12 protein-coding genes are annotated in these 24190 nt (G+C 54.6%); 10 read left to right on the forward strand and 2 right to left on the reverse strand.

The window, feature by feature from the left end:
- Window positions 1-11 precede the first annotated feature (11 nt).
- The 4 genes from ACS5NO_RS19455 to ACS5NO_RS19470 are packed head-to-tail and all read left to right on the forward strand — an operon-like array spanning window position 12 to window position 10738.
- Window positions 12-2705: a baseplate wedge protein gene (locus tag ACS5NO_RS19455; protein ID WP_439416688.1), complete on the forward strand. Its 2694-nt coding sequence runs from the start codon at window positions 12-14 to the stop codon at window positions 2703-2705.
- Between the two features lie 4 nt (window positions 2706-2709).
- Window positions 2710-5706, forward strand: a complete 2997-nt coding sequence (locus ACS5NO_RS19460; protein ID WP_439416689.1) for a hypothetical protein — start codon at window positions 2710-2712, stop codon at window positions 5704-5706.
- A 23-nt stretch (window positions 5707-5729) separates the two neighbouring features.
- Window positions 5730-7190 (forward strand): contractile injection system tape measure protein, encoded by a 1461-nt coding sequence (locus tag ACS5NO_RS19465; RefSeq protein WP_439416690.1) that lies wholly within the window; start codon window positions 5730-5732, stop codon window positions 7188-7190.
- A complete protein-coding gene (locus ACS5NO_RS19470) occupies window positions 7187-10738 on the forward strand; it encodes an eCIS core domain-containing protein (RefSeq protein WP_439416691.1) in 3552 nt (1183 codons plus the stop codon). Before ACS5NO_RS19465 ends, ACS5NO_RS19470 begins: the two co-directional genes overlap by 4 nt.
- On the opposite strand, the gene ACS5NO_RS19475 is transcribed toward ACS5NO_RS19470, so the two are convergent.
- Window positions 10735-11175, reverse strand: a complete 441-nt coding sequence (locus ACS5NO_RS19475; RefSeq protein WP_439416692.1) for a hypothetical protein — start codon at window positions 11173-11175, stop codon at window positions 10735-10737. The two genes, ACS5NO_RS19470 and ACS5NO_RS19475, sit on opposite strands and share 4 nt — an antisense overlap.
- Before the next feature lie 9 nt (window positions 11176-11184).
- On the opposite strand from ACS5NO_RS19475, the gene ACS5NO_RS19480 reads away from it, so the two are divergent.
- Window positions 11185-12486 (forward strand): ATP-binding protein, encoded by a 1302-nt coding sequence (locus ACS5NO_RS19480; protein ID WP_439416693.1) that lies wholly within the window; start codon window positions 11185-11187, stop codon window positions 12484-12486.
- On the opposite strand, the gene ACS5NO_RS19485 is transcribed toward ACS5NO_RS19480, so the two are convergent.
- On the reverse strand, window positions 12462-13529 hold the full coding sequence (locus ACS5NO_RS19485; protein ID WP_439416694.1) for a LacI family DNA-binding transcriptional regulator: 1068 nt from the start codon (window positions 13527-13529) through the stop codon (window positions 12462-12464). The two genes, ACS5NO_RS19480 and ACS5NO_RS19485, sit on opposite strands and share 25 nt — an antisense overlap.
- 325 nt (window positions 13530-13854) lie before the next feature.
- On the opposite strand from ACS5NO_RS19485, the gene ACS5NO_RS19490 reads away from it, so the two are divergent.
- The 5 genes from ACS5NO_RS19490 to ACS5NO_RS19510 all read left to right on the forward strand — a co-directional run bounded on the left by ACS5NO_RS19490 (window position 13855) and on the right by ACS5NO_RS19510 (window position 24021).
- Entirely contained in the window at window positions 13855-16908 is a 3054-nt protein-coding gene (locus tag ACS5NO_RS19490; protein WP_439416695.1) for a SusC/RagA family TonB-linked outer membrane protein, read from the forward strand.
- A 73-nt stretch (window positions 16909-16981) separates the two neighbouring features.
- A complete protein-coding gene (locus ACS5NO_RS19495; protein WP_439416696.1) occupies window positions 16982-18457 on the forward strand; it encodes a RagB/SusD family nutrient uptake outer membrane protein in 1476 nt (491 codons plus the stop codon).
- Between the two features lie 111 nt (window positions 18458-18568).
- Window positions 18569-19699, forward strand: coding sequence for a hypothetical protein (locus tag ACS5NO_RS19500; protein ID WP_439416697.1), 1131 nt, complete (start codon window positions 18569-18571; stop codon window positions 19697-19699).
- An 86-nt stretch (window positions 19700-19785) separates the two neighbouring features.
- Window positions 19786-21588 carry an FAD-dependent oxidoreductase gene (locus ACS5NO_RS19505; RefSeq protein WP_439416698.1) on the forward strand — a complete coding sequence of 601 codons (1803 nt, stop codon included), beginning with the start codon at window positions 19786-19788 and terminating at the stop codon, window positions 21586-21588.
- A 111-nt stretch (window positions 21589-21699) separates the two neighbouring features.
- Window positions 21700-24021 (forward strand): discoidin domain-containing protein, encoded by a 2322-nt coding sequence (locus ACS5NO_RS19510; RefSeq protein WP_439416699.1) that lies wholly within the window; start codon window positions 21700-21702, stop codon window positions 24019-24021.
- The last annotated feature ends 169 nt before the right edge of the window (window positions 24022-24190 follow it).

Below are 24190 nucleotides of genomic sequence, written 5' to 3' on the forward strand. Positions count from 1 at the left end.
ACCTCCAACCGATGACCACCGCTTCCATCACGATATCGCCCGCTCCTCCCCTGCAACCGGCCTCCGATTATGCGGCCCTGCGCGAAGCCGGATTGGCCTACATCGAACGCTACGCGAGCGCGAACTGGACGGACTACAACAGCCACGATCCCGGCATTACGCTGCTGGAACTGCTGTGCTACGCGATTACCGACCTGAGCCTCCGAACCTCGCTGGACCTGAAAGACCTCCTGGTGTCGTCGTTCGGCAGCGGGGAAGCGATGCAGGCGAGTTTCGTAACGGCCGGAAAAGCCCTGCCGACCAGCCCAATTTCGGACCTGGATTACCGCAAACTTTTTATCGACATCGACGGCGTCCGGAATGCCTGGCTCGAACCGGCTCCGAAAACCGTTTTTGTGAATTGTCAGGCTAAAAGCGGGGAAGCCCAGCTTGCTTACCACCCTTTTCCGGGCGTTTTGCCCAACAACCAGACCTCGTTTGCACTGAAAGGGCTCTACGACATTCAGGTGGATTTCGATACTTTTTTCATTCAGCAGCAGGTGCGGGCCGGGGAGTTTGCGGATGAAGACACTGGCCGTCAGGCGGTTTTAAAGCAGGTGCGGGAAACCTACCTCGCCAACCGAAATCTCTGTGAAGACGTGATGACGATCGGTGCGGTGCCGGTGCAATACGTCATGTTCTGCGCCGACATCGGGTTGGACAATGAAGCCAGCGTCAGCGAAGTTTACGCCGAAATACTGTTTCGCGTTCAGGACTACCTGGCTCCGCCGGTCCGGCGGTATTCGCTGGAGGAACGGCAGAACCATACCGACGCGGACGGAAACCGGCTGACCACCGACCAGATTTTTGACGGCCCCCGGCTGGCAAACGGATTCATTGACGACGACGAACTGGAGCATTCGGAACGACGCAGCCGGGTGTATGCTTCCGACCTGATTAACCTCATGATGGGCGTCCAGGGCGTGAAAGACGTCCGGAAAGTGCTGATGAACAAGTGGAAAGCGGGCGATAGCTGTCTGAGCGGCCCTCCCCTTGCCAACGGCGAACAACGCTGGTGTCTGCACATCGATCCGCTCCATCAGCCGCAGCTTTGTGCCGAAAACGTTGCCCTGTCTTTTTTTAAGGACATCATTCCGGTTGGCAGTCTGCGGGATAAAACGGCGGCATTGAGTCGATTTCAGGCATTGCAGGAAAAAGCGTACCGGGAAAACCGCAAAACCGTGGACGATCTGCCGGTGCCAACTGGTGAACTGTATGACCTGAAAGCCTACTCGTCCATCACCAATGACCTCCCGCAAAACTACGGCGTCGGGCGGTTTGGACTACCGGCCTCCGCTTCGGCCGAACGCCGGGCGCAGACCCGGCAACTGAAAGCCTACCTGCTTTTTTTCGATCAGATGCTGGCCAATTACCAGGCACAGCTCGCCAATCTGAAATCGTTTTTCAGCGCCGACCAGGATGCCCGGACCTATTTCGGACAAGCGGTTACGGAACTGGCTGGGATTGACGAACTCTATGTCGACCCGGCGGGAGTATCCGACACCATCGATACCGTGCTGGCGAAACTGGAAGATTTTGAGGACAATCCCGTTCGGAAAAACCGCTTTCTGGATCACCTGCTTGCCCGGTTTGCCGAAAATTTCAACGATTACGCGCTCCTGATGCATTCCCTGTTCGGTGAGCGGGGAAGCGAAGAAATCCTGGAGGACAAGGTTCATTTTATCCGGGAATACGGCGAAATCTTCCGCTCGAAAGCCTACAATTATTGTGAATCGGCCTGGGAAACCGCGAACGTCGCGGGCATTACGCGCCGACTCGCCCGGCTGACCGGTATTCGCGGGAACAATTACCAGACATACGCAGCCTCCGCGGTGACCTTGATGACCGCTTTTCCTTCGGTTGAGAACCCCGCTTTGTTCCAATTTCAACTGAAGTCACCGGAAAACGACCTCCAATATCTGGTGTCGACGCACGAATTTAACAGCGTGGAACGAGCCGAAAAGGCGATGAAAACCGCCTTTCAGAAAGTACCCGCCAAAGGCCGTTTCAGGCTGGAAGCCGTCGAAAACCGCTTTACCTACGCCTTGCTCGATCCGGTAAACCAGCCGATTGCCCGGTGTCCGCGAACGTTTTCGACGCGAAAAGAGGCCGATCAGGATCTTGAAGCCGCCCTTGAAACCCTGATTTACAGCGGAGAAGCCCTGTTTCTGGTTGAACACAGCCTGCTCCGACCGAAAACAGAGCCGTCGGATGCGTGGATGCCGGTTTGCGTGGAGCCCGGTTGTGACCACTGCGAACCGCTCGATCCGTATAGTTACCGGGTGAGTCTCGTTTTGCCCGGTTACACCATGCGGTTCCGCAACATCGACTACCGCCGGTATATCGAAAACCTGATTCGCTCGGAACTCCCCGCCCACGTGCTGGCCCGAATCTGCTGGGTGAGCCGGGATCAACTCAGGCTGTTTGAGCAGGCCTATCAACTGTGGCTCGACGCCCAAGCGGCAACCTGCGCTGACCCAACCCTGGCCAACGACCAAGCAAAAGCGCTGATTGACCGACTGGAACACCCTGACTTCCATACTATTTATGAAACAGGCGTGCTTCACGATTGCGACAACGAAGAAATTCCAATCATTCTGAACCGTACGGCCCTGGGTACGCTGCCCCTGTCCAAACCGGAAGACCCTCCAACCCCCGACTCCTAACACCATGGCGAATCCTTATTTTGACGAGGTATATCCGGCAACGGGCACCCAACACTTCGATTTCAGCAGGTACGGACTGACCATTTTTCGGCCGGATTCTATCCTGACTGCCGAACAGTTAAATTTGTTGTTTGGCTTTTTGCTCAATCAGGAACAACTGACCCGCACCCGGCTGCTGGGTGTCGGCGTGGTGTGCGGACTGAAACCCAGCCTGAATCCGGACAACACCATCACGGTTTCGGCGGGGTACGGCGTCACCACCGACGGCGATTTGCTGAGCCTGGAAACGACGATTTACACGAAGGCAGTCGATTACGTCCTGACCGACCATCCGGATTACAAGCCCTTTGACGACATTCCGGGTTTGAATCTCTGGGAACTCTTTCCGGCGAATTACACGAACAACACCCAAACGATCCGGCCTCTGACAGACCTTGATTTGTCGGATAAAGTGGTCGTTTTGTACCTGGAAAGCGAAGCGAAAGTTGACGACAAATGCACCGGTGTAGCCTGCGATGCGAAGGGAAAAGTGTTTCTGAATCAGCTTCGGGTGATGCTCGTTCGGAAGTCCGACGCCAACGCGTTGATTTCGACCAGTCTCCGTCAGGCAGCGGCTGCCTGCACCCGGCTACCGGTTTTGACCATGACGCGGGTGCGGCTCGACGACCGGCCTTATACACCGTCACTGCAACGGTTTCAGGTGTTTCTTCGCAGAACCGCCGTTCGACTCGCGGACGGTTTGCGCGATGCCCATGAACTGATCCGGGCGGTTGATCCGGCCAACCTCACGGCCATGACCGCTCCGGCGAACACCTTGCTGGCATTGACGCGCAAGGTCAGTGCCAATTACAACAGCCAGTATGTGTACGACTGGCTGAAGGATTTGCACGACGCCTACGCGGAGTTTCGCGAAGCGACCTGCCACTGGCTGGTGGCGTGTATGCCCCTGAATGACTCGTTTCCGAAGCATTTGCTGACTGGCGAACTGGTCACCGAACCGGGTCTTGGCCAACCGCAATTCCGGCACGAATGGATCCGGTCGCAAGCCGTTGCTCCCGCAGCGGATTCGCGCCGGAAAGCTTTCTGGCTGTATCAGCGAATCCTTAAAATGATCGAGTTGTTCGATATCCCCGAGACCCGTTTCGACCGGTTTTCCATCAAAGGCCGGGGCACCGTCACCACGCTTATCTCCCTGAAAATCACGCCCGACCCGTACAGGAAATCGCCGATCGACCAGCGGGCGATGCCGTTTTATTACCAACCGGCCATGCGGGCGTTCTGGAGTTACGAGCAGCACAAACACGGCCGGACCGGGTTCATTCACTCCTATCACCGACCTCAGCCGGCACTGCCCGAAATCCAGAATCCCTTTGCCTACGCCCTCGAAACCTACCCGTTTTACCGCATCGAAGGGTTTGTTGGGGCGGGCGTTTTGACCACGCTGAGCGAAATTTTATCCCAGCGACGCACCCACAACCTGGCGTTCGATGTGCTGGCCCTGCGGCTGGATGCGGAACAAACGCTCGTGACACAAAATGAGCCCTTCAGTTTTACCGACTTAGCCATTGATTTTGAGGGTATTCTGAGTCAGATTCATTGCCACGAAGAAGAAGTTGACGGAAGAACCGCTTCGCTGGAACTTGCCCTCAAGATGACACCGGCAGAATTCACCAAACGCCTGACGACGTATGAACTAAAAATCAGACGTCTGCAAGGTCAACGACCGATCAAGTGTATTCTGACCAAACTGCCCTTGCTGCGGAACCTGAAGGAAACCTACGAAAAACGCAAAGCCGCTTTTGAAGCCAACCTGACGTTTGGGCCGTTTTTACTCCAACATCCGGGTCTGGAACACGGCGCGGGCGTTCCGCCCGGCGGCACGTTTGTGCTGGTGTATAAAGATCCGGCGATTTCCAGAAAAGACCTCCGGCTGCGCAAAGGCGGTGAGTCCATCGTGGTGGCCGATTTTTACCTGCCCTACCGCTGCTGCGGCTCCGGCAACGGCGTGCATTTCATTCTGCCCGAACCACCCCCGACCGTCGAAATGCGGGATTCACTCTGTCTGAATTCGCCAAAAGAGAAAATCGACGTCTCGCCCGATACCGGCTCGTTCGACAGCCCGCTGGTCACGAAAGAAGACGGGACTTTCTTCTTCAATCCAAAGGAGGTGGGTACGCACAAACTGACGTACACCGTTCTTAACCGGATACCGGTTTTCGTTGAGGTGCGGGTACTGGCCCTTCCCACCGTCGGTTTCGATTCGGACAAATTGGCTGAGAACGAGGTCGTATTTGTCTACCGCTACACCGACGCAAAAATCCTGACATTTGACTATGGCGACGGTTTGGAACCGGAAAAAATAGCGGTGAACGGGAGCGGTGAAGGCCGGGTGAATCGCAAGTTTTTGCTGAAAGAAGACGGTTCCGGGGAATTTGTCGTCACGCTGACAGCGACCAACGGACGCTGCGAAACCACCGAACCAGTTACAAACCGCGTCATTTTTGAACCGACTCCGCCAGAACCGATTGAACTCAAAGCCGAAGAATTTGTCTGTTTTAGCAAAGACATTAAACTGAAAGTTACGGGTAAACCGGCGGGGGGTAAATTCACTTCCGATACCCTGGAAATCAGTGCCCGATCGGGCTCGTTCGTCCCCAATGTCGAAGGGCCGCACACTGTTCAGTACACGCTGGGCAATCGGGCCGAAGATGTCAAATTCTTCGTTTTACCGGAAACGTTTGCCATTGAAAACATCAGCAGACCGGTTGCGAACGTGTCAGTTACCTTCGACGTCGTCATTCTCAGTCCACCAGAGGGCGTCACCTACCAATGGAAACTGGATGAACGACCAATCGAACCCAGTGAAAAATCGCCCGATCGCACCAACATGACCCGCTTCAAATTCGGGCGGGTCGGGCGGGGTGGCCGTCAGATGACCTTACAGATACTGGTCAAACAAAATCCGGTCTGTGACCTGAAAACCGTGTTATTAAATGGATAAGTAACCCATCGACTTCCCACCCCGTGGCCCTATCCGTTTCCCATATCATCCAGCGCCAAACCGTCCGGTTGCACCTTCGCGAGCAGACGGATAGCTGGGCTGTGCAGGAACGGGCGAGCCAAATCCTCCGGCAAACGGATCTGTTGACCGCTCTCGATGCGGTGCTGTCCGCCTACGGTTCGGCGGATGAATGGATTGAACTGGAACGGGTTGAGGTGGATTTGGGTGTGCTGTCAGCAGCCGGTTTTGAGGAACAGATCGCCCGGAACTTGCCGGATTTGCTCCGTCGGCAATTGGCTGACCTGATCCCGAAAGCCCGTTTTCACCAGGGTACCGCTGTTCGAAAAACCGGGGAGGTGGTCTTTGAAACGTTCCTCTATTTTCTGGAGATGGGGTTACTCCCACCCACCACGCTCTGGCCCGAATCGAATCCGGCCTTTGAACAGCAGATTCGGTCCGTCCTGTCTAGCCTGAACACCCCGCAAAAAGAAACGCTACGGGCGGTTTTGGTTCATCCCGCAACCCGGTTTCGGTTGGTAAACCAGTTTTCGGAGGACGTGCTGGCTGCGGTTTTCCGGGCATTGGGTTCCGGTCATGAATCCGTGAGTCTGCGGTTGTTGAAGCATTTGCAGGCCTGGCGCGACAGGCTCCCGGCAAATCACTACCGGGCGCTGCTGACGGCATTGACCGAAAAAACCGTTCAGGACCCGGAAGCGGTTTTACAAGCCCTCGAAAACCGTTGGGTCCACATCAAACCATCCGACCCGACGTTCAATCTGGCTCTCGAACTCCTTCTTCCTGCGTTTCAACAATCGGATATCAAGTCGGGCAATTCCCTACCGAACCGCCAGGACGTAGGAAGTCAGGTATCCGAAAACTATCCCGAAATTGCAAAAAGCACGTCCAACAGGGCTTCTTCAGATACTCTGGGCAAAACCCGGCGGGAATCACCGACTGAGGTTCCCGCCGATGCGGTTTTTTACGTTCGAAATGCGGGCGTTGTGTTGCTGCATCCCTTTTTGCGGTTTTGTTTCGAAGCCTGTGGCTGGACGCAGGATGCGGTTTTCAGAGATGCGGATGGTCAGGAAAAAGCCCTGACCATGTTGCATTTTCTGGCAACCGGCGAACCTACAGCGGCCGAATATGACCTGTTGCTGCCTAAACTACTCTGCGAAATGCCCTGGAATTCGCCCGTTTCCGGAAAAATCAGCCTGACCGGTGCCGAACAGGAAGAGGGCATCGGTTTGCTGAATGCGGCCATCGGGCATTGGGCGGTTTTGAAAAATACATCGCCTGACGGTTTTCGGGAAGGTTTTCTGCAGCGGGATGGAAAACTGACGCTCCTGCCGAATGGGCTTTGGGAGCTGACGGTTGAGTCAAAGGCGCAGGATATTCTTCTGGATCGTTTGCCGGTCGGTTGGGGTGTCGGCACGGTTTTGCTCCCCTGGATGAAAAAACAACTGACGGTCAACTGGGCATCATGAAAGCGACACGCCAACACCAGCCCCTCCTTCAGCCGAAAACGACCAGCTCGTCTTCGAATCACGCAACGACGTCCCAGCCTTTTTTTGCCAAAACCGGCACACCATCGCAAAGTCAGCCGGAACCGTTTTTCAAATCGCTCGTTCAGACCAAACTGACGGTAGGTCGCTCCGACGACCGGTTCGAGCGCGAAGCCGACGCCACCGCCGACCGCGTGATGCGGATGCCTGCTCCCCATCCCTCCAACCGGCCGTTTTTTCCCGCTTCCGGGTTACTCCAACCGAAATCCGACGAAAAAGAAAAGAAAGACGTTCTGCGCAAAGAAGCGGATACCGACATGCCGGTGATTCAGTTGAAAACCGATGAGGAGGACAAAAAGAAAATCCGGAAAAAAGGCGACTCCGCCCCCCCGGCTGTCACTGGCGGTTTTGAATCGCAGCTTTCGGCTAGCCAGTCGGGCGGACAGCCGCTGAGTGCCGACACCCGGCAGTTTATGGAACCCCGCTTCGGTGCCGACTTTTCGGGCGTTCGCGTGCATACTGACGCACCCGCCGTTCAGATGAGCCAGTCCATTGGTGCACAAGCTTTTGCCTACCAGAATCACGTTTATTTCAACGAAGGAAAATACAGCCCCGGCACGCGTTCAGGGCAACATTTACTGGCACACGAGCTTACCCACGTCGTGCAACAAGGCGCAGCCGTTCAGCGAAAACCGCTCATTTCGTCTGCAACGCCTGCGGTCCAGCGACTGTTCGGGCTTGATGTGGCCGGCACCATCGACGGCTGGCTGGCCAACTTGCCCGGCTGGCGTCTGCTGACGGTTCTGGCTGGCTACAATCCGGTGCTCCAGCGTGAAGTTCCCCGCTCGACAACCAACCTCATTGAAGGATTTCTGACCCTGGGCGGCCCCATCGGGTTATTGCTTTTCAACAAGCTTCGCACGGAAGGTATCATTGGCCGGATGGCCGACTGGATCGATACGCAGGTAGCCGCACTGGGTATTTCATATGCCTACATCCGGGGTCTGTTTAGTCAGGCCTGGGATGATATGGGCATTACGCTCGGCATCAGCGGCAACCTGGACATTATTCGCCGGGTGTTTGCCCCACCCTTTAACCGGATTACGGCATTTGTCGGACGGGTGATCAACCAGGTTGTCGTGTTCATCAAAGAAACGATTGTTCGGCCACTGAGCACCCGGGCCCGACAAATGCGCGGTTTCACGCTGCTGACGGTCATTATTGGCAAAGATCCGTTCACCGATGAGGTGGTGGAACGCAGCCCGACCAACCTCGTGCGCGGTTTTATGAGTCTGATGGAAAACGGCGACGAGCGGTTCCAGCAGATGAAGCAATCGGGCGCCTTGCAACGGGCTTTTACCTGGTTCAATGTCGAAACCACCCGCCGAAACCTGACCTGGGAGCGCATCAAGGGAATTTTTACCGCCGTCTGGAATGCACTCACGCCCGAAGCCGTGCTGCATCCGCTGGAAATCATCAGCCGGATTGCGGGTCTGTTTTTTGGTCTGGCTGCCGACATCGCCGGTTTTGCGGGAGCCGCCCTGCTGCAAATGCTGGAGTTTATTTTTGAAGCCGTCATGGGTGCGGGGGGAGCGCGGGTGCTGGCCATTCTGAAACGGGCACGGGCTACGTTCCTGATCATCATCCGCGATCCGGTGCGGTTTGTCGGCAATCTGGTGCGGGCGGGGGTGCAGGGATTCCGGCAGTTCATGCAAAATGCCCTTACGCACCTTCAGCGCGGGCTGGTGGGCTGGCTGCTGGGGGCGCTGGAAGGGGCCGGACTCACGCTTCCGCAAACCTTTGATTTGCAGGGCATTCTTTCACTGGTTCTGCAGATTCTGGGCCTTACCTACCAGAATATCCGCGCCAAGCTGGTGCGGGCGACGAGTGAACAATTCGTCAGCCGGATGGAGCAGGTGTTCGATTTTCTGCGGATTCTGATCACCCAGGGACCGGCAGCGGCCTGGCAAAAGATTGTGGAATACCTCGGCAACCTGCGCAACATGGTGCTTGACGGTGTTATCGCCTGGGTTCGGCAAACGGTTATCGGTCAGGCCATTATCCGCATTGCCTCCATGCTGAACCCGGCCGGGGCGGTGATTCAGGCCATTATGGCGACCTACAACACGGTGATGTTTTTCGTTGAACGCATCAACCAGATTGCCGCCGTGGTGGAGTCGTACGTCGATTCGATGGCCGCCATTGCCGCCGGCAACATTGCCGCAGCCGCCAACCGGGTGGAAACCACGATGGGGCGAATGGTGCCGGTCATAATCAGTTTTCTGGCGCGGCTGATGGGGCTGGGCGGCATATCCAACACGATCCGAACCACCATCGCCCGCATCCGTCAGCCGGTCGACCGGGCGTTGGACCGGGTCGTGGATTGGGTCGTGGCGCAGGGACGGCGGCTGGTGGGGGCGGTCGTAGGCGTTGGTCAGCGGGTGGCCCAGTGGTGGCGCAACCGGAGCCAGTTTCGTGACGTCAATGACGAAACCCATACGGTTTATTTCGAAGGCGAAGGCACCGGAGCCCAGCTCATTCTGGCCAGTAACCCCACCCACATTGGCGGCTGGATTCGCAATCGGCGGGACGATCTCACCAATACGGGCCAGATGACGGATGCGAAACGCAGTGCGCTGCGAACCATCGAGCAACTGGTTACCGAACTTCGCGGCATTACTTACCCGATTGCAGGAGCACCCGCTCCACGGGATGTGGCGGTAATCATCCGTGAATTGACGACAAATATTGGTGCTGTTGGGGTACAGGGCAGTCCGCCAGTTCCCCGAATGGTGGTGAGTCCCGGTTTTGCGGATGGGTATCGTACCGAAGGGGAAATGCAGGTTCGGTATTTATTTAATGATCACAACAACCACGAGCGGGGTACACCTACCCGGACCAGTATGACCCTGATGGGCGCTTTTCCTCATCTGGAAACCCTGGGGTTAGCGAGGGGGGGGCGTTGGATACGCGGCCATTTGCTCAACCGGGAACTAGGCGGAAAGGCCGTCGATTCCAACCTGGTTCCGATTCCATCGGCCCTCAACCGGCAACAGGAGACCGGCGTTGATGACGCTTTAAAAACTGAATATGGCGATACGGTTGCTAAAAAAGTGTTCTGGCTTGACATTTCGGTTACCCGAGGACATAGCGACAAACGGTTTATTAGCCAATATTCCGTTTTGGGCGGACGGATGCGAAAGAATGAAAACGGAACGGGTTGGATAAAAGGGCAGCAAATTGGGCGTTTTGACAGCGGAACCATCGACATGCCGTCGGCGCTGCCGCCTTCGTCCAAAAGTGTAACCAGTTTACGGGGAACACCGGCCATTCGTGCCGACTACCGAAGTGTGGCCAGCAGTAATAATCTACCTGAAAATCTGATTGCTGCCATTACCCGTTCAACCGCGCCCATTACCAACCACACCGAGTTAGAGAATTTCATTACGACCCAATATGCCAGTGAAATCGCCCGGCGTGATAACTATCTGAGAATCTTTACTAACGCAAAACCAACCATCACCTACTAAGCATCGAAAGCATAAGATTTCCAGACCTTGTTCTCCTGAATATGCCGGGCCCATTTTGAATCCGTCAGTAGGATGTCAGCCGTAGCACCAGGAACTTTGCCGAGGTCGTCCCAAAAGTCGTTGTAATCCTTATCTCTCAGATTTTCAATCGATTCTGGAACTGGAAACCGCTCAAATGAAACATACGTAAACTGATCGACATAGTTTTCGGCCTCACGGGCTAACCAGTTGACATCGGTAATTTCCCGTTCATTGACGGCTTCGGCTAGTGGATACGGCGTAAATTGGGTATCTTCCAGAGCATCCCAAAGGAGTTGTAACCCGAAACCGACCCGTTCCGGGAAATACTGGACATCGGGATTGATGATCCAAATTCTGACGCGAACGACTTTTTCCACTTTGCTAATCGCTTTAATTTGAAAGTTAGCAGTTGCCATAGTAACGGTATGAATGTGAGCCTTCCTATCTATAACGAATTAGTACACTGGCTGGCGGATAAAATCAGGCTTAAGTTAAGTCCGAAAAATGGTTCATCAATCGAAAATCCGGCAACCGTTCCCCCACCCCGCCATTATTTACTTGAATCTGCTACGGAGGATGAAAGCACCATTCTCCTCCTCGCCCTCGCTCCCCACTTTCAGCCCGGTTTTTTCGACACCCTCATCCGCGAACACCTGCCCGATGGCGGGGATTTCCCGGAATTCGGTGGAGTGCGCGGTTCCAACCACCGGGGGCTACTGCCCACCGGCGAAACCGCCCTGTTTGTGCTGGCGGGGAACGATCTCGAAAAACGACTGGCACTGTATAACCTTTTCAGCCCCGATCATTTTTTTGCCCGCGATCGGATTCTGTATCTTGAAGACGTTAAACCCGGCGAACCGCGCCTGAGTGGTCGGCTGATTCTTGATCCTGACTATGTGGAATTGTTTACCACCGGGCGGGTGTCGGCACCGGCCCTGAGCATGAATTTCCCGGCGCAACGCATCCGTACCGACATGGAATGGGACGATCTCGTGCTGCCCGCGCCAACCTTCACGCAGATTCGCGACATCGAACACTGGATTCAGCATTACGACACGCTGCGAACGGACTGGCAGATGGGGCAACGGCTGAAACCCGGCTACCGGGTGTTGTTTTACGGCCCTCCCGGTACGGGTAAAACCCTGACGGCGACCTTGTTGGGCAAATACACGAACCGGGAGGTTTACCGGGTTGATCTGTCACTGGTGGTTTCCAAATACATCGGCGAAACGGAGAAAAACCTCGCCAATCTGTTCGATAAAGCCCACGCCAAAAACTGGATTCTGTTTTTCGACGAAGCCGACGCCCTCTTCGGCAAACGCACCGAAACCCGCGATGCCCACGACCGCTATGCCAATCAGGAGGTGGCGTTTCTGTTGCAGAAAATTGAAGAATTCGACGGTCTGGTCATCCTGGCGTCCAACCTGAAGAGCAACATCGATCCGGCTTTTGCAAGGCGGTTTCAGGCCATGATTCATTTTCCGCTGCCCAACGCGGCCGAACGTTTGCTGCTGTGGCAGAAATGCCTGCCGCCCTCCGCCCGGCTGGCCCTCGAGCTTCCGATGGAGCAACTGGCCGGGCGCTACGAACTTTCGGGCGCGGCCATTCTCAACATTATCCAGTTTTGCGCCCTCCGCGCGCTCAGCCGAAAAACCGACGTTCTGGCAACCGCCGATGTGGTGGAAGGCATCCGGCTGGAATTTCAGAAAGAAGGCAAACTGGTCTGATCGCCAAAACCGATCGGAATTTCGCCGGTTACCGTCGACCCCCGAATAATCAACCGCGTCGGCAGCACGACCAGCTCCGGTTCCGGGCGTTCGTCGTCGGCGGCCAACTGATTGAGCAACAGCCGGGCGGCTTCCCGGCCAATTTCGTCGACCGGTTGGGAAACCGTCGTCAAGCCAGGTTCGATGAGGGCCGAAATCGGGTCGTCGCTGAAACCGACAATGGCAATATCTTCCGGAATGCGCAGCCCCCGGCTTTTAATGACTTTCAACGCTTCGATGGCCGTGGGGTCATTGATCGCAAACAGGGCGTCGGGCGGCTGGGGCAGATTCAATAAATGGTTGACGTAAATATTGGCCTTGTCGAGCGTCAGATCGTAGGAAATAATCAGCGCCGGATCGATCGGAATCTGGTGGTTCGTCAGCGCATCCCGGTAGCCGTTCAGGCGGGAGCGGCTGTTTTGCAGCGAATCCGGCCCGGAAAGGTGGGCAATCCGCCGTTTGCCGGTTTTGATCAGGTGCTCGACGGCCTGATAAGCACCTTCATAATCGTCGACGGCCACTTTCGACACGCTCATCTCATCGACAATCCGGTTGAAAAACACCACCGGAATCCCTTTCCGGTCGAATATCTTAAAGTGCTCGAAGTTCCGCGTCTCCTTCGTGTGCGAAACCAGAATTCCGTCTACCCGACTGGCTAACAGCAGCTTGGTGTTAACAATCTCCGTTTCGTAGGACTCATTCGAGTGGCAAATCACGACGTTGTAGCCCGCTTTGGCCAGGACATCCTGCGCCCCAATGATCACCTTCGGAAAAAAAGAACTCAGAAACTCCGGCACCATGATGCCGATGGTCTGCGTCCGGTTGGTCAGCAATGAAATCGCCAGTTGGTTGCGCTGGTAATCGAGTTCGGCCGCCAGTTCCAGCACCCGCTCCCGGGTTTTCACTTTCACGTTCGGATGCCCCGTCAACGCCCGCGAAACCGTTGACTTCGACAGGTTGAGCGTGTTGGCAATGTCGATGATCGTAATTTGGTGGTTCTTCATAAATAGTATTATTTTAATAAATAACACCTTTTCAGGCCAATAATATAACCCGATTCCCGGCAATTGCGTCTTATTTTTGGGAATGTTCCCATGATTTTGGGAACATTCCCAAAAATATAATTCTATTTTTTCTTTTCAAAATTACTATTTGATCGTAATATCAATCAGGAAAAGCAAAAAAACCAGATTTAGTTGGTTTTAACCCGGTAAAAGACTTATTCAACGGTCAAACCGTCTTATCGAACTAAACTGGCTGACCCTTTTTCTTAAATTGTAAATTTTCAATACCAACCTTTAACCATAAGGACAATGTCCAGATTTACGTATGCGGCCTCTTAAACCTAACTGGCTGGCAAGCGGACTACTCTGTCTCCTCTTGCTGCCCCTCTCTTTCTCATCTTTTGCTCAGGCTGGCCGTGGTGCCGCCATCCGTGGCCGGGTTACGTCCGGTACGGAAGCGTTGCCGGGTGTCAACGTCATTTTGAAAGGCACTCAACAAGGCACGACCACCGATGTCAATGGCCAGTATTCGCTGACCCTGCCCGACGGAACTGCCGAATCGGCCACGCTCACCTTTTCCTACATCGGCTACGCTTCGCAGGAAGTGAAAGTCGGGAACCGCACCACCATCGACGTATCCCTCGTGTCGGACGACCGGGCGTTGAGCGAAGTCGTGGTCGTTGGCTACGGAACCCAGCGCAAAGTCGAAACCACCGGGGCTATTGCTTCGGTGAAAGCCGCCGATCTGGTCCAGACGCCGGTCGCCAACGTGGCGCAGGGGTTGCAAGCCCGGGTGGCCGGGGTGCAGGTCAACCAGAATACCGGCGCGCCGGGTGGTAACATCAGCGTCCGGATTCGGGGAACGAACTCGATCAATGGCAACTCCGAACCGCTGTATGTCGTCGACGGCATTCAGATTTCCAACAGTGGCGGCATCAACGACGTCAGCCCGCTTTCGACCATCAATCCCAACGACATCGAGTCGGTAGAAATCCTGAAAGATGCCTCGGCGTCGGCCATTTACGGTTCACGGGCGGCCAATGGCGTCGTGCTGATCACGACCAAACGCGGAAAAACCGGGGCCACCCGGGTTACCGTCGACAGTTACTACGGTGTTCAGAAAGTAAATAAAACCTTGCCGGTTTTGAATGCGTCACAGTTTGCCCAACTGGAAAACGAGGTTTTCAAAAACAACTATTACCCAAACCCGGCTTCGCTCGGTGAAGGCACCAACTGGCAGAACCTGATTTTCCGCGAAGCACCCATCCAGAACCACCAGTTGTCGATCAACGGGGGAACCGAGAAAACGCAGTTGGCGCTGTCGGCCAATTACTTCGATCAGGACGGGATTATCATCAATTCCGCCTTCAAACGCTATTCGTACCGGCTGAATGTGGACCACAAAGTGAGCGACCGCGTCAAGATTGGTACCAGTATCTTAGGCAGTTACGCCATCAACTCGGGCATCACGACGGGTTCACAAACCATCGGCGATGCGGGTGTCGTAACGGCTTCCATCCTGGGCGCGGCCATTGGTGCACCGCCAACGCTGGTGCCTTACCGGACCGACGGCACCTTGTTTCCGTTTGGTGAGCAGGCCGGTGGTCAATACCGGGAAGTCACCAATCCGCTCAACTTTGCCAGCGTCCTGAACCGGAACGCCATCAAACGAACGCTGGTCAATTTTTACGCCGATTTCAACATCCTGAAAGGCCTGAACTACCGGGCTTCTTTCAACGCTGACATTCAAAGCAATTTGCGCGACGGCTACACCCCCCGCTCCATCGTCAACCGGTCGGACCTGAACGACAATTCCGGCTCCGGGTTTAAAGTCAACGGCAATGGTCTGGCACTGCTACACGAAAGTATTCTAACGTACAGCACGAGTTTCGCCACCAACCACACCTTTAAAGCCACGGCGGTGGTCGCGTCGCAATCGGAACAATACAATTCCAACCAGATCAACGCCAACGGTTTTCCGAACGATGCCACCCAAAATGAAGCCCTGCAACTGGCACTGAACCGGACGGTAACGAGCAGCCGGGACCGGCAGCGCCTGGATTCCTACCTGGCCCGGGTCAATTATGGTTACAAGGACAAGTTCTTTCTGGATTTGACGGCGCGGGTCGATGGGTCGAGCAAGTTTGGAGCCAACCACAAATATGGTTTGTTCCCGGCGGTTTCGGCGGCCTGGCGGATCATCGAGGAACCGTTTGCCAAAGACCTTTCCTGGCTTTCGGATCTGAAACTGCGGGGTAGCTACGGGATTACCGGGAATGCGGCCGGGATCAGCCCCTACCAATCGCTGGCGACGGTGGCAGCTTCAGGCAGCGACTATAACCTGAATCACCTTTTCGTCACCGGGATCAACCCGTCGGGGATTGCCAACCCCGATCTACGCTGGGAACGTTCGGCCCAGGCCGACATTGGCCTCGACATCAGCCTGCTCAACAACCGGATCAGTTTCATCGTCGATGCGTACCAGAAAACCACGAAAGACTTGCTGTACGTGAAAGCGCTACCGCTGAGTTCGGGCTACAGCACGATTACCGGCAACTTCGCTTCGCTCGAAAACAAAGGACTGGAGTTGGCGGTGAACGCCCGCATTCTGGACGGCCCGCTGAAGTGGAGTGTATCCGGTAACATGACGTTCAACCGCAACAAGGTGGTGGATCTGGACGGTGGCACCACGCAGGAACGGTTCATTACGGCCTATTCCGTGTTGAAAGTCGGTCAACCCCTCGGTCTATTCAAAACCTATGTGTATGACGGCATCAACCAGACCGGCGAAACCATTCTGCCCGGCTACGATGGCCGTCTGGGGGGTCTGAAAGTGAAAGACATCAATGGCGACGGTGCTATTTCGGCCGCCGATCAGATGATTACCGGCAATCCGAACCCGGATTTTATCTACGGTTTTTCCACCAACGCATCCTTCAAAGGCTTTGATCTGAGCATGTTCCTGTCGGGTTCACAGGGCAATGACATCTACAACGCGGCCCGTCTATCGTTCGAGATGCCGCTGGGACAACGGAATCAATTCGCGGGTCTTGCCAACCGCTGGTCGGCCACCAATCCGAGCAATACCTATGTGAGTGGTGCGCAGGCAGGTCGTTTGCCGGTCACCAGCCAGGTGATTGAAGATGGTTCGTACCTGCGCTGCAAGAATTTGACGCTCGGCTATACCGTTCCCCGCATCAAGGGAATTCAGCAAATCCGGGTGTATGTGAGCGCCAACAACCTGTTCACACTCACCAACTACAGTGGTTTCGATCCGGAAGTGAATACGTATGCCGGTTCAAATACCGCCATTGGCATCGACAATCTGGTGTATCCACAAGCCAGGTCATTCCTCGGCGGTTTACAGGTCACGTTTTAATTAGTGGATGAGTAATTGAGCGGTTTACCCGCCTGCACTCAATCACTCATCCACTCAATCACTAAATGAAACTATGAAAAAGATAGTCATCCCGATACTAGCCGCCCTCTGTTTGACGGGCTGCGAACTGGACGAAACGATTTATTCGTCCATCTATACCGAAGCGTTTTACAAAACCGCTGCCGACGCTGAGAAAGGTCTGGTGGCAGCATATGATCCCTTCGCGGATATGTACAGCGGCCCAGCCGGAACCCTGATTGCGGATTTCAGCGATGACCAGACGTATCCACGGGGTGTGGTGGGCCGGAACACGCTGACCCTCTTCACCTACGACGTCAATTACACCACCCAGAAAAGCAATTCACGAACCAACGAATCACCCCAACAAATCTGGATATCCGGCTACGACGGCATTGAAAAAGCCAACTGGATCATTGCCAAGGTGCCGGATGCGGTAATGGACGAAACCCGCAAAAAACAAATCATTGGCGAGGCTTATTTCCTGCGGGCGTTCTACCTCTGGATGCTGACCAAAAACTTCGGCGACGTCCCCATCAAAACCACGCCCAGTTATTCGGAAGCCGACGCCATTGTTGGCAAAAGTCCGAAAGCCGAGGTTTACAAGCAGATTTATGCCGATCTGGACCTGGCCTTTGCCGCCGGCTTGCCCTCCTATCCAGCCGTAGACAAAGGTCGCCCGGCCAAGGAAGTGGTCAATGCACTTTACGCCAAGGCGGCTTTGTATAACGAAGAATGGGCCAAAGCCCTCGAAAAAGCGCAGGCCGTCATCACGTCGGGAAAATATTCCCTGATACCGGATGTGCGCAACGTTTACAAATATGATCAGGAAGATGCTGCCCGCATCGAAAACATGTGGGCCTACGAAGTCGATCCAATTTCCCCGGGCCGGTCGCACCAGATGGTGGGGCTGTGTGGCCCGGCCGCTAGTGGCGGACCGGAATATGGCCGGACGACGTTCGGATCGATGTTCGCCTATATGTCTTTTTACAAATCATTTTCGGCACAGGACAAACGTCGGCAGTTATTGGACACGACATACGTGGATAAAACCGGCAAAACCGTCCCACAGAGAAGCATTACGCCGATTACGACCGAAGGCGTTCTGATCAAGAAATACCAGGACCCCATTTCGACCCAGGGTTTGATTCCAAACATTCCCATTTTCCGGCTGGCCGACATGTACCTGATTGCTGCCGAAGCCGAAGCCCGGCTGAACGGCGCAACGCCTGCTGCCTATGGCTACATCAACGCCGTCCGGAAACGCGCGGGGCTGGCCGATCTGGCGACAGGTTTGAGCAAGGATGCGTTCATCGAAGCGGTTTTGCAGGAACGGGCGTGGGAGTTTTTTGCCGAAGGCGACCGCTGGTATGACCTCACCCGCACCGGTAAATTCCTGACGGTTATTCCGAAAGCGGTCAACCCGGTGTATCCCGTTCGGAACGTCACGGCAAAGAACAAATACTTCCCGATTCCGCAGGATGAACTGAACGCTAATCCGAAACTGGAGCAAAATCCGGATTGGAAATAGTGGATCGGTTTACGGTTTTCGGTATACGGTTTACGTCAGTCCACCGTAACGACGGCACGGCGTAAACCGTATACCGAAAACCGAATATCACAAAAAAACACAACGTTAAACATGAAAAGATTGGGTGGCTTGTTTTTCGGAGTAGTGGTCTTTCTGCTGCTTTTTCGGTTTTCGGAAGTGGCTGCGGCTGCGGAAACGAAGCCGGAAAACGTGCGGGAATTTACCATCACCGAAAACGACACCACGACGTACACGCTGAAACTGGCGTTGGACGAAAACGACCAACCGTCGTATTTCTTCCGGAATATTTTCACACCGGTTTGCCTCACGGGCGAGTGCAAACCGGTGTATATCAATTTTTACTGGGATCTGCTGGGTAACTACACCCGCTTCGATTTTCCACCCGGCGAGGTGCTGACCAAGATGGACCACCGGGAATTTAAACAGGAAGACTACGACAAGTTGCAGGACATTCTGAGTCGCCCGAACTCGCTGCTCAAGGATATTGCGATGGAAGATCTGGTCGGAAAAGGCACCGAAAACTTGGCTGATTCGGTGGATGCCAAAGCCGGAGCGACCCTGAAAACCGTCAAAAACGAAGTGATCGACGGGGCGGTTTATACCTGCTATACCCTCTGGCACATCGCCCACGGTTCGGTGGTCGATGAAATGCTGAAAATTACGGAAAGCTACAAAAGTGAGCCGTTGCTCCACCGGTTTCTGACCGGCACCAACCATTTTTACCAGTATTGGGCAATGGAGCGGGTGATCGACAAAACCGGAAAGCTGGCTGAACCGTTCAGCACGGATGTTCTGAAGATCATTCGCGGGAAGAACGTGTTCACGGCGCGATTTGCGTTGCAGAAGATCGGTGATCCGTATTTTTTCGACCCGAGCCGACAGGTTTGGTTGTGGGAAACGTATCGAACGGCACCTTATCCTTTGCAGCTCGTAATTCTGAAAAAACTGACCAAAATCCCGTTCCGCGCGCCATTGGCCGAAATGACGGCGAAGGATTTGGTCAAAACCAATTCCGAGCAGTTTGCTTTGCTGTTGAAATTGCTGGCCGACCAACCGAAATTGCCGGAAAAAGCGATGCAAAATCTGGCCGCTCATTTGACAAATCCGAATCCCGATTATGCAACCGAAATTTACCGCGTCCTGACGGCTTTTCATCCCAAAAACCGGGATGTTCTTGCAAAGATGACTGCCTATAAAACAAAACGCCCCTCAATCCCCTAAAGGGGACTTTTTGCATCCGGAGGATGCTGTGTCCACGTTCCTTTTAGGGGATTGAGGGGCTTCAAGCAAACACAACCAATAACCTTATGAAAACCCTTTTCCGAACATTTCTCTTCCTCCTGGCCTCTCTGCAACTCGTTGCGCAGGATCACGTCTTCGTTGAAACGGAATCGTTTGACAACAAAGGCGGCTGGGTCATCGACCAGCAGTCATTTGTGGTCATGGGCTCCTCCTACCTCATGGCCCACGGTATGGGTCGGCCCGTGAAGGATGCCGTGACAAACGTCAATTTCCCCAAAAAAGGCAAATACCAGGTTTGGGTTCGCACCAAAGACTGGGCACCCTTTCCGAAAGGGCCGGGAAAATTTCAGGTCGTCGTGGATGGAAAACCGCTGAAAACCGTCTTTGGCGAAAGTGGCTCGGATGCCTGGAAATGGTATTCCGGTGGCGAAATTGATGTCAAAAGCGATCAGGTAAAACTGGCAATCCACGACCTGACCGGTTTCAACGGACGCTGCGACGCCATTCTGTTCACCAATGCCCCCAAGTTTACGCCGTCTGACAAACCGGAAGAGCTGACCGCTTTTCGGAATAAATTACTGAACCTGACCGGCAAACCCACCGAAGCCGGAAATTTCGATTTAGTCGTCGTGGGCGGTGGCATTGCCGGAACCTGCGCGGCCATTTCGGCGTCGCGGATGGGATTGAAGGTGGCACTGATTCAGGATCGTCCGGTTTTGGGCGGCAACAACAGCTCCGAAGTTCGGGTGCATTTGCGGGGCGATGTCGATAAAAACCATTATCCCAAACTGGGCCGGATTGTCCGGGAAATGGACAATGGCGATCCGGGGAACGGACACCCCGACGGGCTGGAATACGGCGATGCCCGGAAAACGGACATCATCAAAGCCGAACGAAACATCACCTTGTATCTGAATACCCACGTTTATAAAATTGAGAAAAAAGGCAATGCCGTTGCCGCCGTGATCGGGCGGGACATTGCCACCAATAAAGAAGTTCGGTTTACGGGGACCTACTTTTCCGACTGCACCGGCGATGGCACGCTGGGCTATCTGGCCGGAGCCGACTACCGGTTTGGCCGGGAAAGCAAAGCCGAAACCGGCGAGTCGCTGGCGGCTGAAAAAGCGGATAATTTTACGCTCGGCACCTCGAATTTGTGGGCATCGCTGGAGCGGGACACGGTTTCGTCGTTCCCCGAAACACCCTGGGCGCTCCCTTTTTCGGACGAATACCACATCGACGAAGCCCGGGCCGACTGGCAGTGGGAAACCGGTTTCGGGAATCTCAACACCATCACCGACGCCGAGAAAATCCGCGACCACAACCTGCGGGCGGTTTACGGCAACTGGTCGTATCTGAAGAACAACAAAAAAGCCAAATACGGCAAACGCGAACTGGCCTGGGTCGCCTACATCGGCGGCAAACGCGAATCCCGGCGACTGCTGGGCGACCACATTCTGACCCAGATGGACATTCAGGACGGCAAACAACACCCGGATGGCACCGTCACCGCCACCTGGACGATCGATTTGCATTTCCCGGACGCCAAAAACAGCAAATACTTTGAAGGTCAGGAGTTTTTTGCCGGAACGAAGCACATCAAAGTAGCTCCCTACACGATTCCGTACCGCTGTCTGTATTCCAAAAACATTACGAACCTGTTCATGGCCGGACGTAACATCAGCACGACGCACGTAGCATTTGGCAGCACCCGCGTGATGCGGACCTGCGGCATGATGGGCGAAGTCGTTGGTTTTGCGGCTTATGTGGCCAAGAAATACAACACGACACCGCGTGGCGTCTATCAGGAACACCTGCCGGAATTCATGGCGATTATCAAGGACGAACCCACGGCGGCCAAACCTTAACTTTTTGTCGTTTGAAGTCTGACGTTTAAGGTTTGATGCATGTCTTTAAATTCGAGATGTGCCCCTTTCCCGGGTTAAACCTTAAACGTCAAACCTTATACTTTTTTCAACATGCCTTCAACGTTCCCCAACATCCCGGTTTGCCTGCGCATGATCACCCTGACAGCGGTGCTGCTTTTCCATCGCGATGCAGTCCATGCCCAGTTGGTCAATCTGGCCAAAGGAAAAGCGGTTTCGGGGTATCCGGTGATTGCCGACAACCCTTTTCAGCATCTGGTCGATGGGAATGACGCGACGGTTTGGTACACCTCACCAGCGGCTCCGGTCAATCATTTTGAAGTGAATCTGGGAAAACCGTATGCCATCGACCGGGTGTTGCTGCGCGGGTTTCGCGGCAAAGACAAGGTGCGGATTCGGGTCTCGACCGGCGGAGCCTGGAAAGAGGTGTTCAACAATCCCCAACCCGACAAAGCCCTGATTGCTTTTGAGCCGGTGACGACGGATCAAATCCGGGTAGAATATACTGCCAAACAAGCCACCGGTTTTCCTGAATTTGAAGTCTATGCCTATGATCCGCAGCCTGTTTTTGTGAATCAGATCGGCTATAATTTGAAAGCTCCTAAACGGTTTACGGCACCACTGGCGGTGGATGGCACGGCGTTTTCCGTCGTGGATTCGGACGGTAAAAAACCGTTCTTCGGAACCATCAAAGGGCACATCGGCGATTTTACGGCGTTTCAACCGACGAACTCCGGCCCCTACACGATTGTGGTGGATGGTGAGAAAAAAGGCACCTCGTTTCCGTTCGACATTGCACCCTATGTCATCGAACAGGCTTCGTATGGCCCCGCGCTGGCGTTTATGATCGACGACCGTTGCTGGTACGGAAATTCGGATGGGTATTCACCGACGGATAAAAGTGCGGACTGCCCGTCGCTGGGCGTGGCCTGGCGCGACAGCCACCAGTTTTCGTTTGAACTTCCGGCGCTGATCGCGCTGTATTCCGCGAATCCCGAAGCGTTTTCGACCGAGCGGATGCCCGTCGAGGGAATTTATACGGGAGTACGTGAAAAACTCCCTGAAAATACGCCCGAGATTGTCCGGCTGATTTACTGGGCCGTCGATGTGTATCTTAGGGGTCAGGTCAATCACACGCTGCTGAAAGAACAACTGGCGTATTTTGTCTATGCCTACCCCGATCTGAGTCCGTACATTCCGCAAAAAGTGTATGCCGAAGCCCGAGATTACCTCTTCAAAATCTGGGGGAATGAAAACAAAGACCGCTGGCATTGGTATGACCTCGAGCATTCGGCCAACCTGTTTCAGACCTATACGCTGATCGGAACCGGCAAGGGGCAGTTTCCGCCGGGGCATTCGATTGTGCCGAATCTGATGCTGTATGAAGTTGCCAGACGCGAAGGCCGGAAGGATGCCGACGCGTATTTCAAAGCCGCCTTCCAGCAAACCGACTGGCTCATCAAAAACCTCGACTGGCAGGACCCTACTTCGACCAAAGGCCAGCGGATGAACGAGTACGTCACGATGGATGCCCTGGCCTATTTTCTGAAAAAATATCCCCAAAAAGCCCCAAAAGGCCTGTCCGAAAAAATTCAGGCATGGGCGAACGTCATCATTTCACGGTCGGATAACCTGTGGGATTACCGCAAATACGCCTACAACAAATGGGTGATTGCCGACATCAAAGCCACCTCCGACCCCACCTATAACCCGACCGGAAGTTTCAACGAACCCGGGAACATCGCCGGTTTTCCGGCTCCAGCCCTGGCCGCTGCGTCGGTGTTGACGGATGCAAAAACCAGGAAACGATTACGCGAACTGGCCACGTCACAGATGGACAACGTCTACGGTCGCAACCCGACCGGGCGGCATTTCTGCTACGATGCCCTGACCGATTTCAAAGGGGCCGATTTGGGCTGGTTCAAGGAACTGGAAGGCGGAGCCGCTCTGCTCCAGACGGTTCGCGGTGTGTTGGATGGTTCACCCAAAGAAGGCGTTTATCCGTACGATCCGTATTCCGGCGACCCCGGCCATACGGAAGGTTGGGTGACGTTCAATACCGCCTGGATTGCCGGACTGGCGTATCTGGCCGCTGATGTAACGAACGTCGAGTTCTATGACGCGACCTTCACAAACCGGATTCAGGAAGTCAAACCGGGCCAGAAAGTCGGCGTTCGGTTGACGGCACCGCTCAACCTGGACAGTCAGAAAGCCGAACAGGCAGTGGTTGTGTTGACCGATGGAAAAGGAAAGCAAACACGGTTTACGCTGGACGAGCAGGGTCCGAACGGCGTAGCTTTTCAACAGGTGATCGATCTGGCGGGCGGTCCGGTTTCGGTTGGCAAAAACGAGGTTCTGCGGGTTTCGTACGGATTGGGCGCGTTTAAAAAAGAAGCCGTTTTACGTGTGAAATAGGGAATGAATTGGATATGAAATAATTTGGAAACCAGCCCACGATTTCAATCGTGGGAATGAATGAAAATCGCAACCCGGATTTCAAACCGTTTCAACGGTTTTGTTCACGGATTTCAAAACCGTTAAAACGGTTTCCGGGGATGAGATTTCGGGCCGGTTGTCCCACGGT

The organism is Larkinella fluvii (assembly GCF_051857545.1).
Taxonomy (GTDB): Bacteria; Bacteroidota; Bacteroidia; order Cytophagales; family Spirosomataceae; genus Larkinella.

Excerpts from the sequence above, each read along its gene's own strand:
- ACS5NO_RS19470 (WP_439416691.1), top strand. The coding sequence starts at position 7,187 with ATGAAAGCGACACGCCAACACCAGCCCCTCCTTCAGCCGAAAACGACC.
- ACS5NO_RS19500 (WP_439416697.1), top strand. The coding sequence starts at position 18,569 with ATGAAAAGATTGGGTGGCTTGTTTTTCGGAGTAGTGGTCTTTCTGCTG.
- ACS5NO_RS19480 (WP_439416693.1), top strand. The coding sequence starts at position 11,185 with ATGAATGTGAGCCTTCCTATCTATAACGAATTAGTACACTGGCTGGCG.
- ACS5NO_RS19510 (WP_439416699.1), top strand. The coding sequence starts at position 21,700 with ATGCCTTCAACGTTCCCCAACATCCCGGTTTGCCTGCGCATGATCACC.
- ACS5NO_RS19485 (WP_439416694.1), bottom strand. The coding sequence starts at position 13,529 with ATGAAGAACCACCAAATTACGATCATCGACATTGCCAACACGCTCAAC.
- ACS5NO_RS19475 (WP_439416692.1), bottom strand. The coding sequence starts at position 11,175 with ATGGCAACTGCTAACTTTCAAATTAAAGCGATTAGCAAAGTGGAAAAA.
- ACS5NO_RS19495 (WP_439416696.1), top strand. The coding sequence starts at position 16,982 with ATGAAAAAGATAGTCATCCCGATACTAGCCGCCCTCTGTTTGACGGGC.
- ACS5NO_RS19455 (WP_439416688.1), top strand. The coding sequence starts at position 12 with ATGACCACCGCTTCCATCACGATATCGCCCGCTCCTCCCCTGCAACCG.
- ACS5NO_RS19505 (WP_439416698.1), top strand. The coding sequence starts at position 19,786 with ATGAAAACCCTTTTCCGAACATTTCTCTTCCTCCTGGCCTCTCTGCAA.
- ACS5NO_RS19490 (WP_439416695.1), top strand. The coding sequence starts at position 13,855 with ATGCGGCCTCTTAAACCTAACTGGCTGGCAAGCGGACTACTCTGTCTC.
- ACS5NO_RS19460 (WP_439416689.1), top strand. The coding sequence starts at position 2,710 with ATGGCGAATCCTTATTTTGACGAGGTATATCCGGCAACGGGCACCCAA.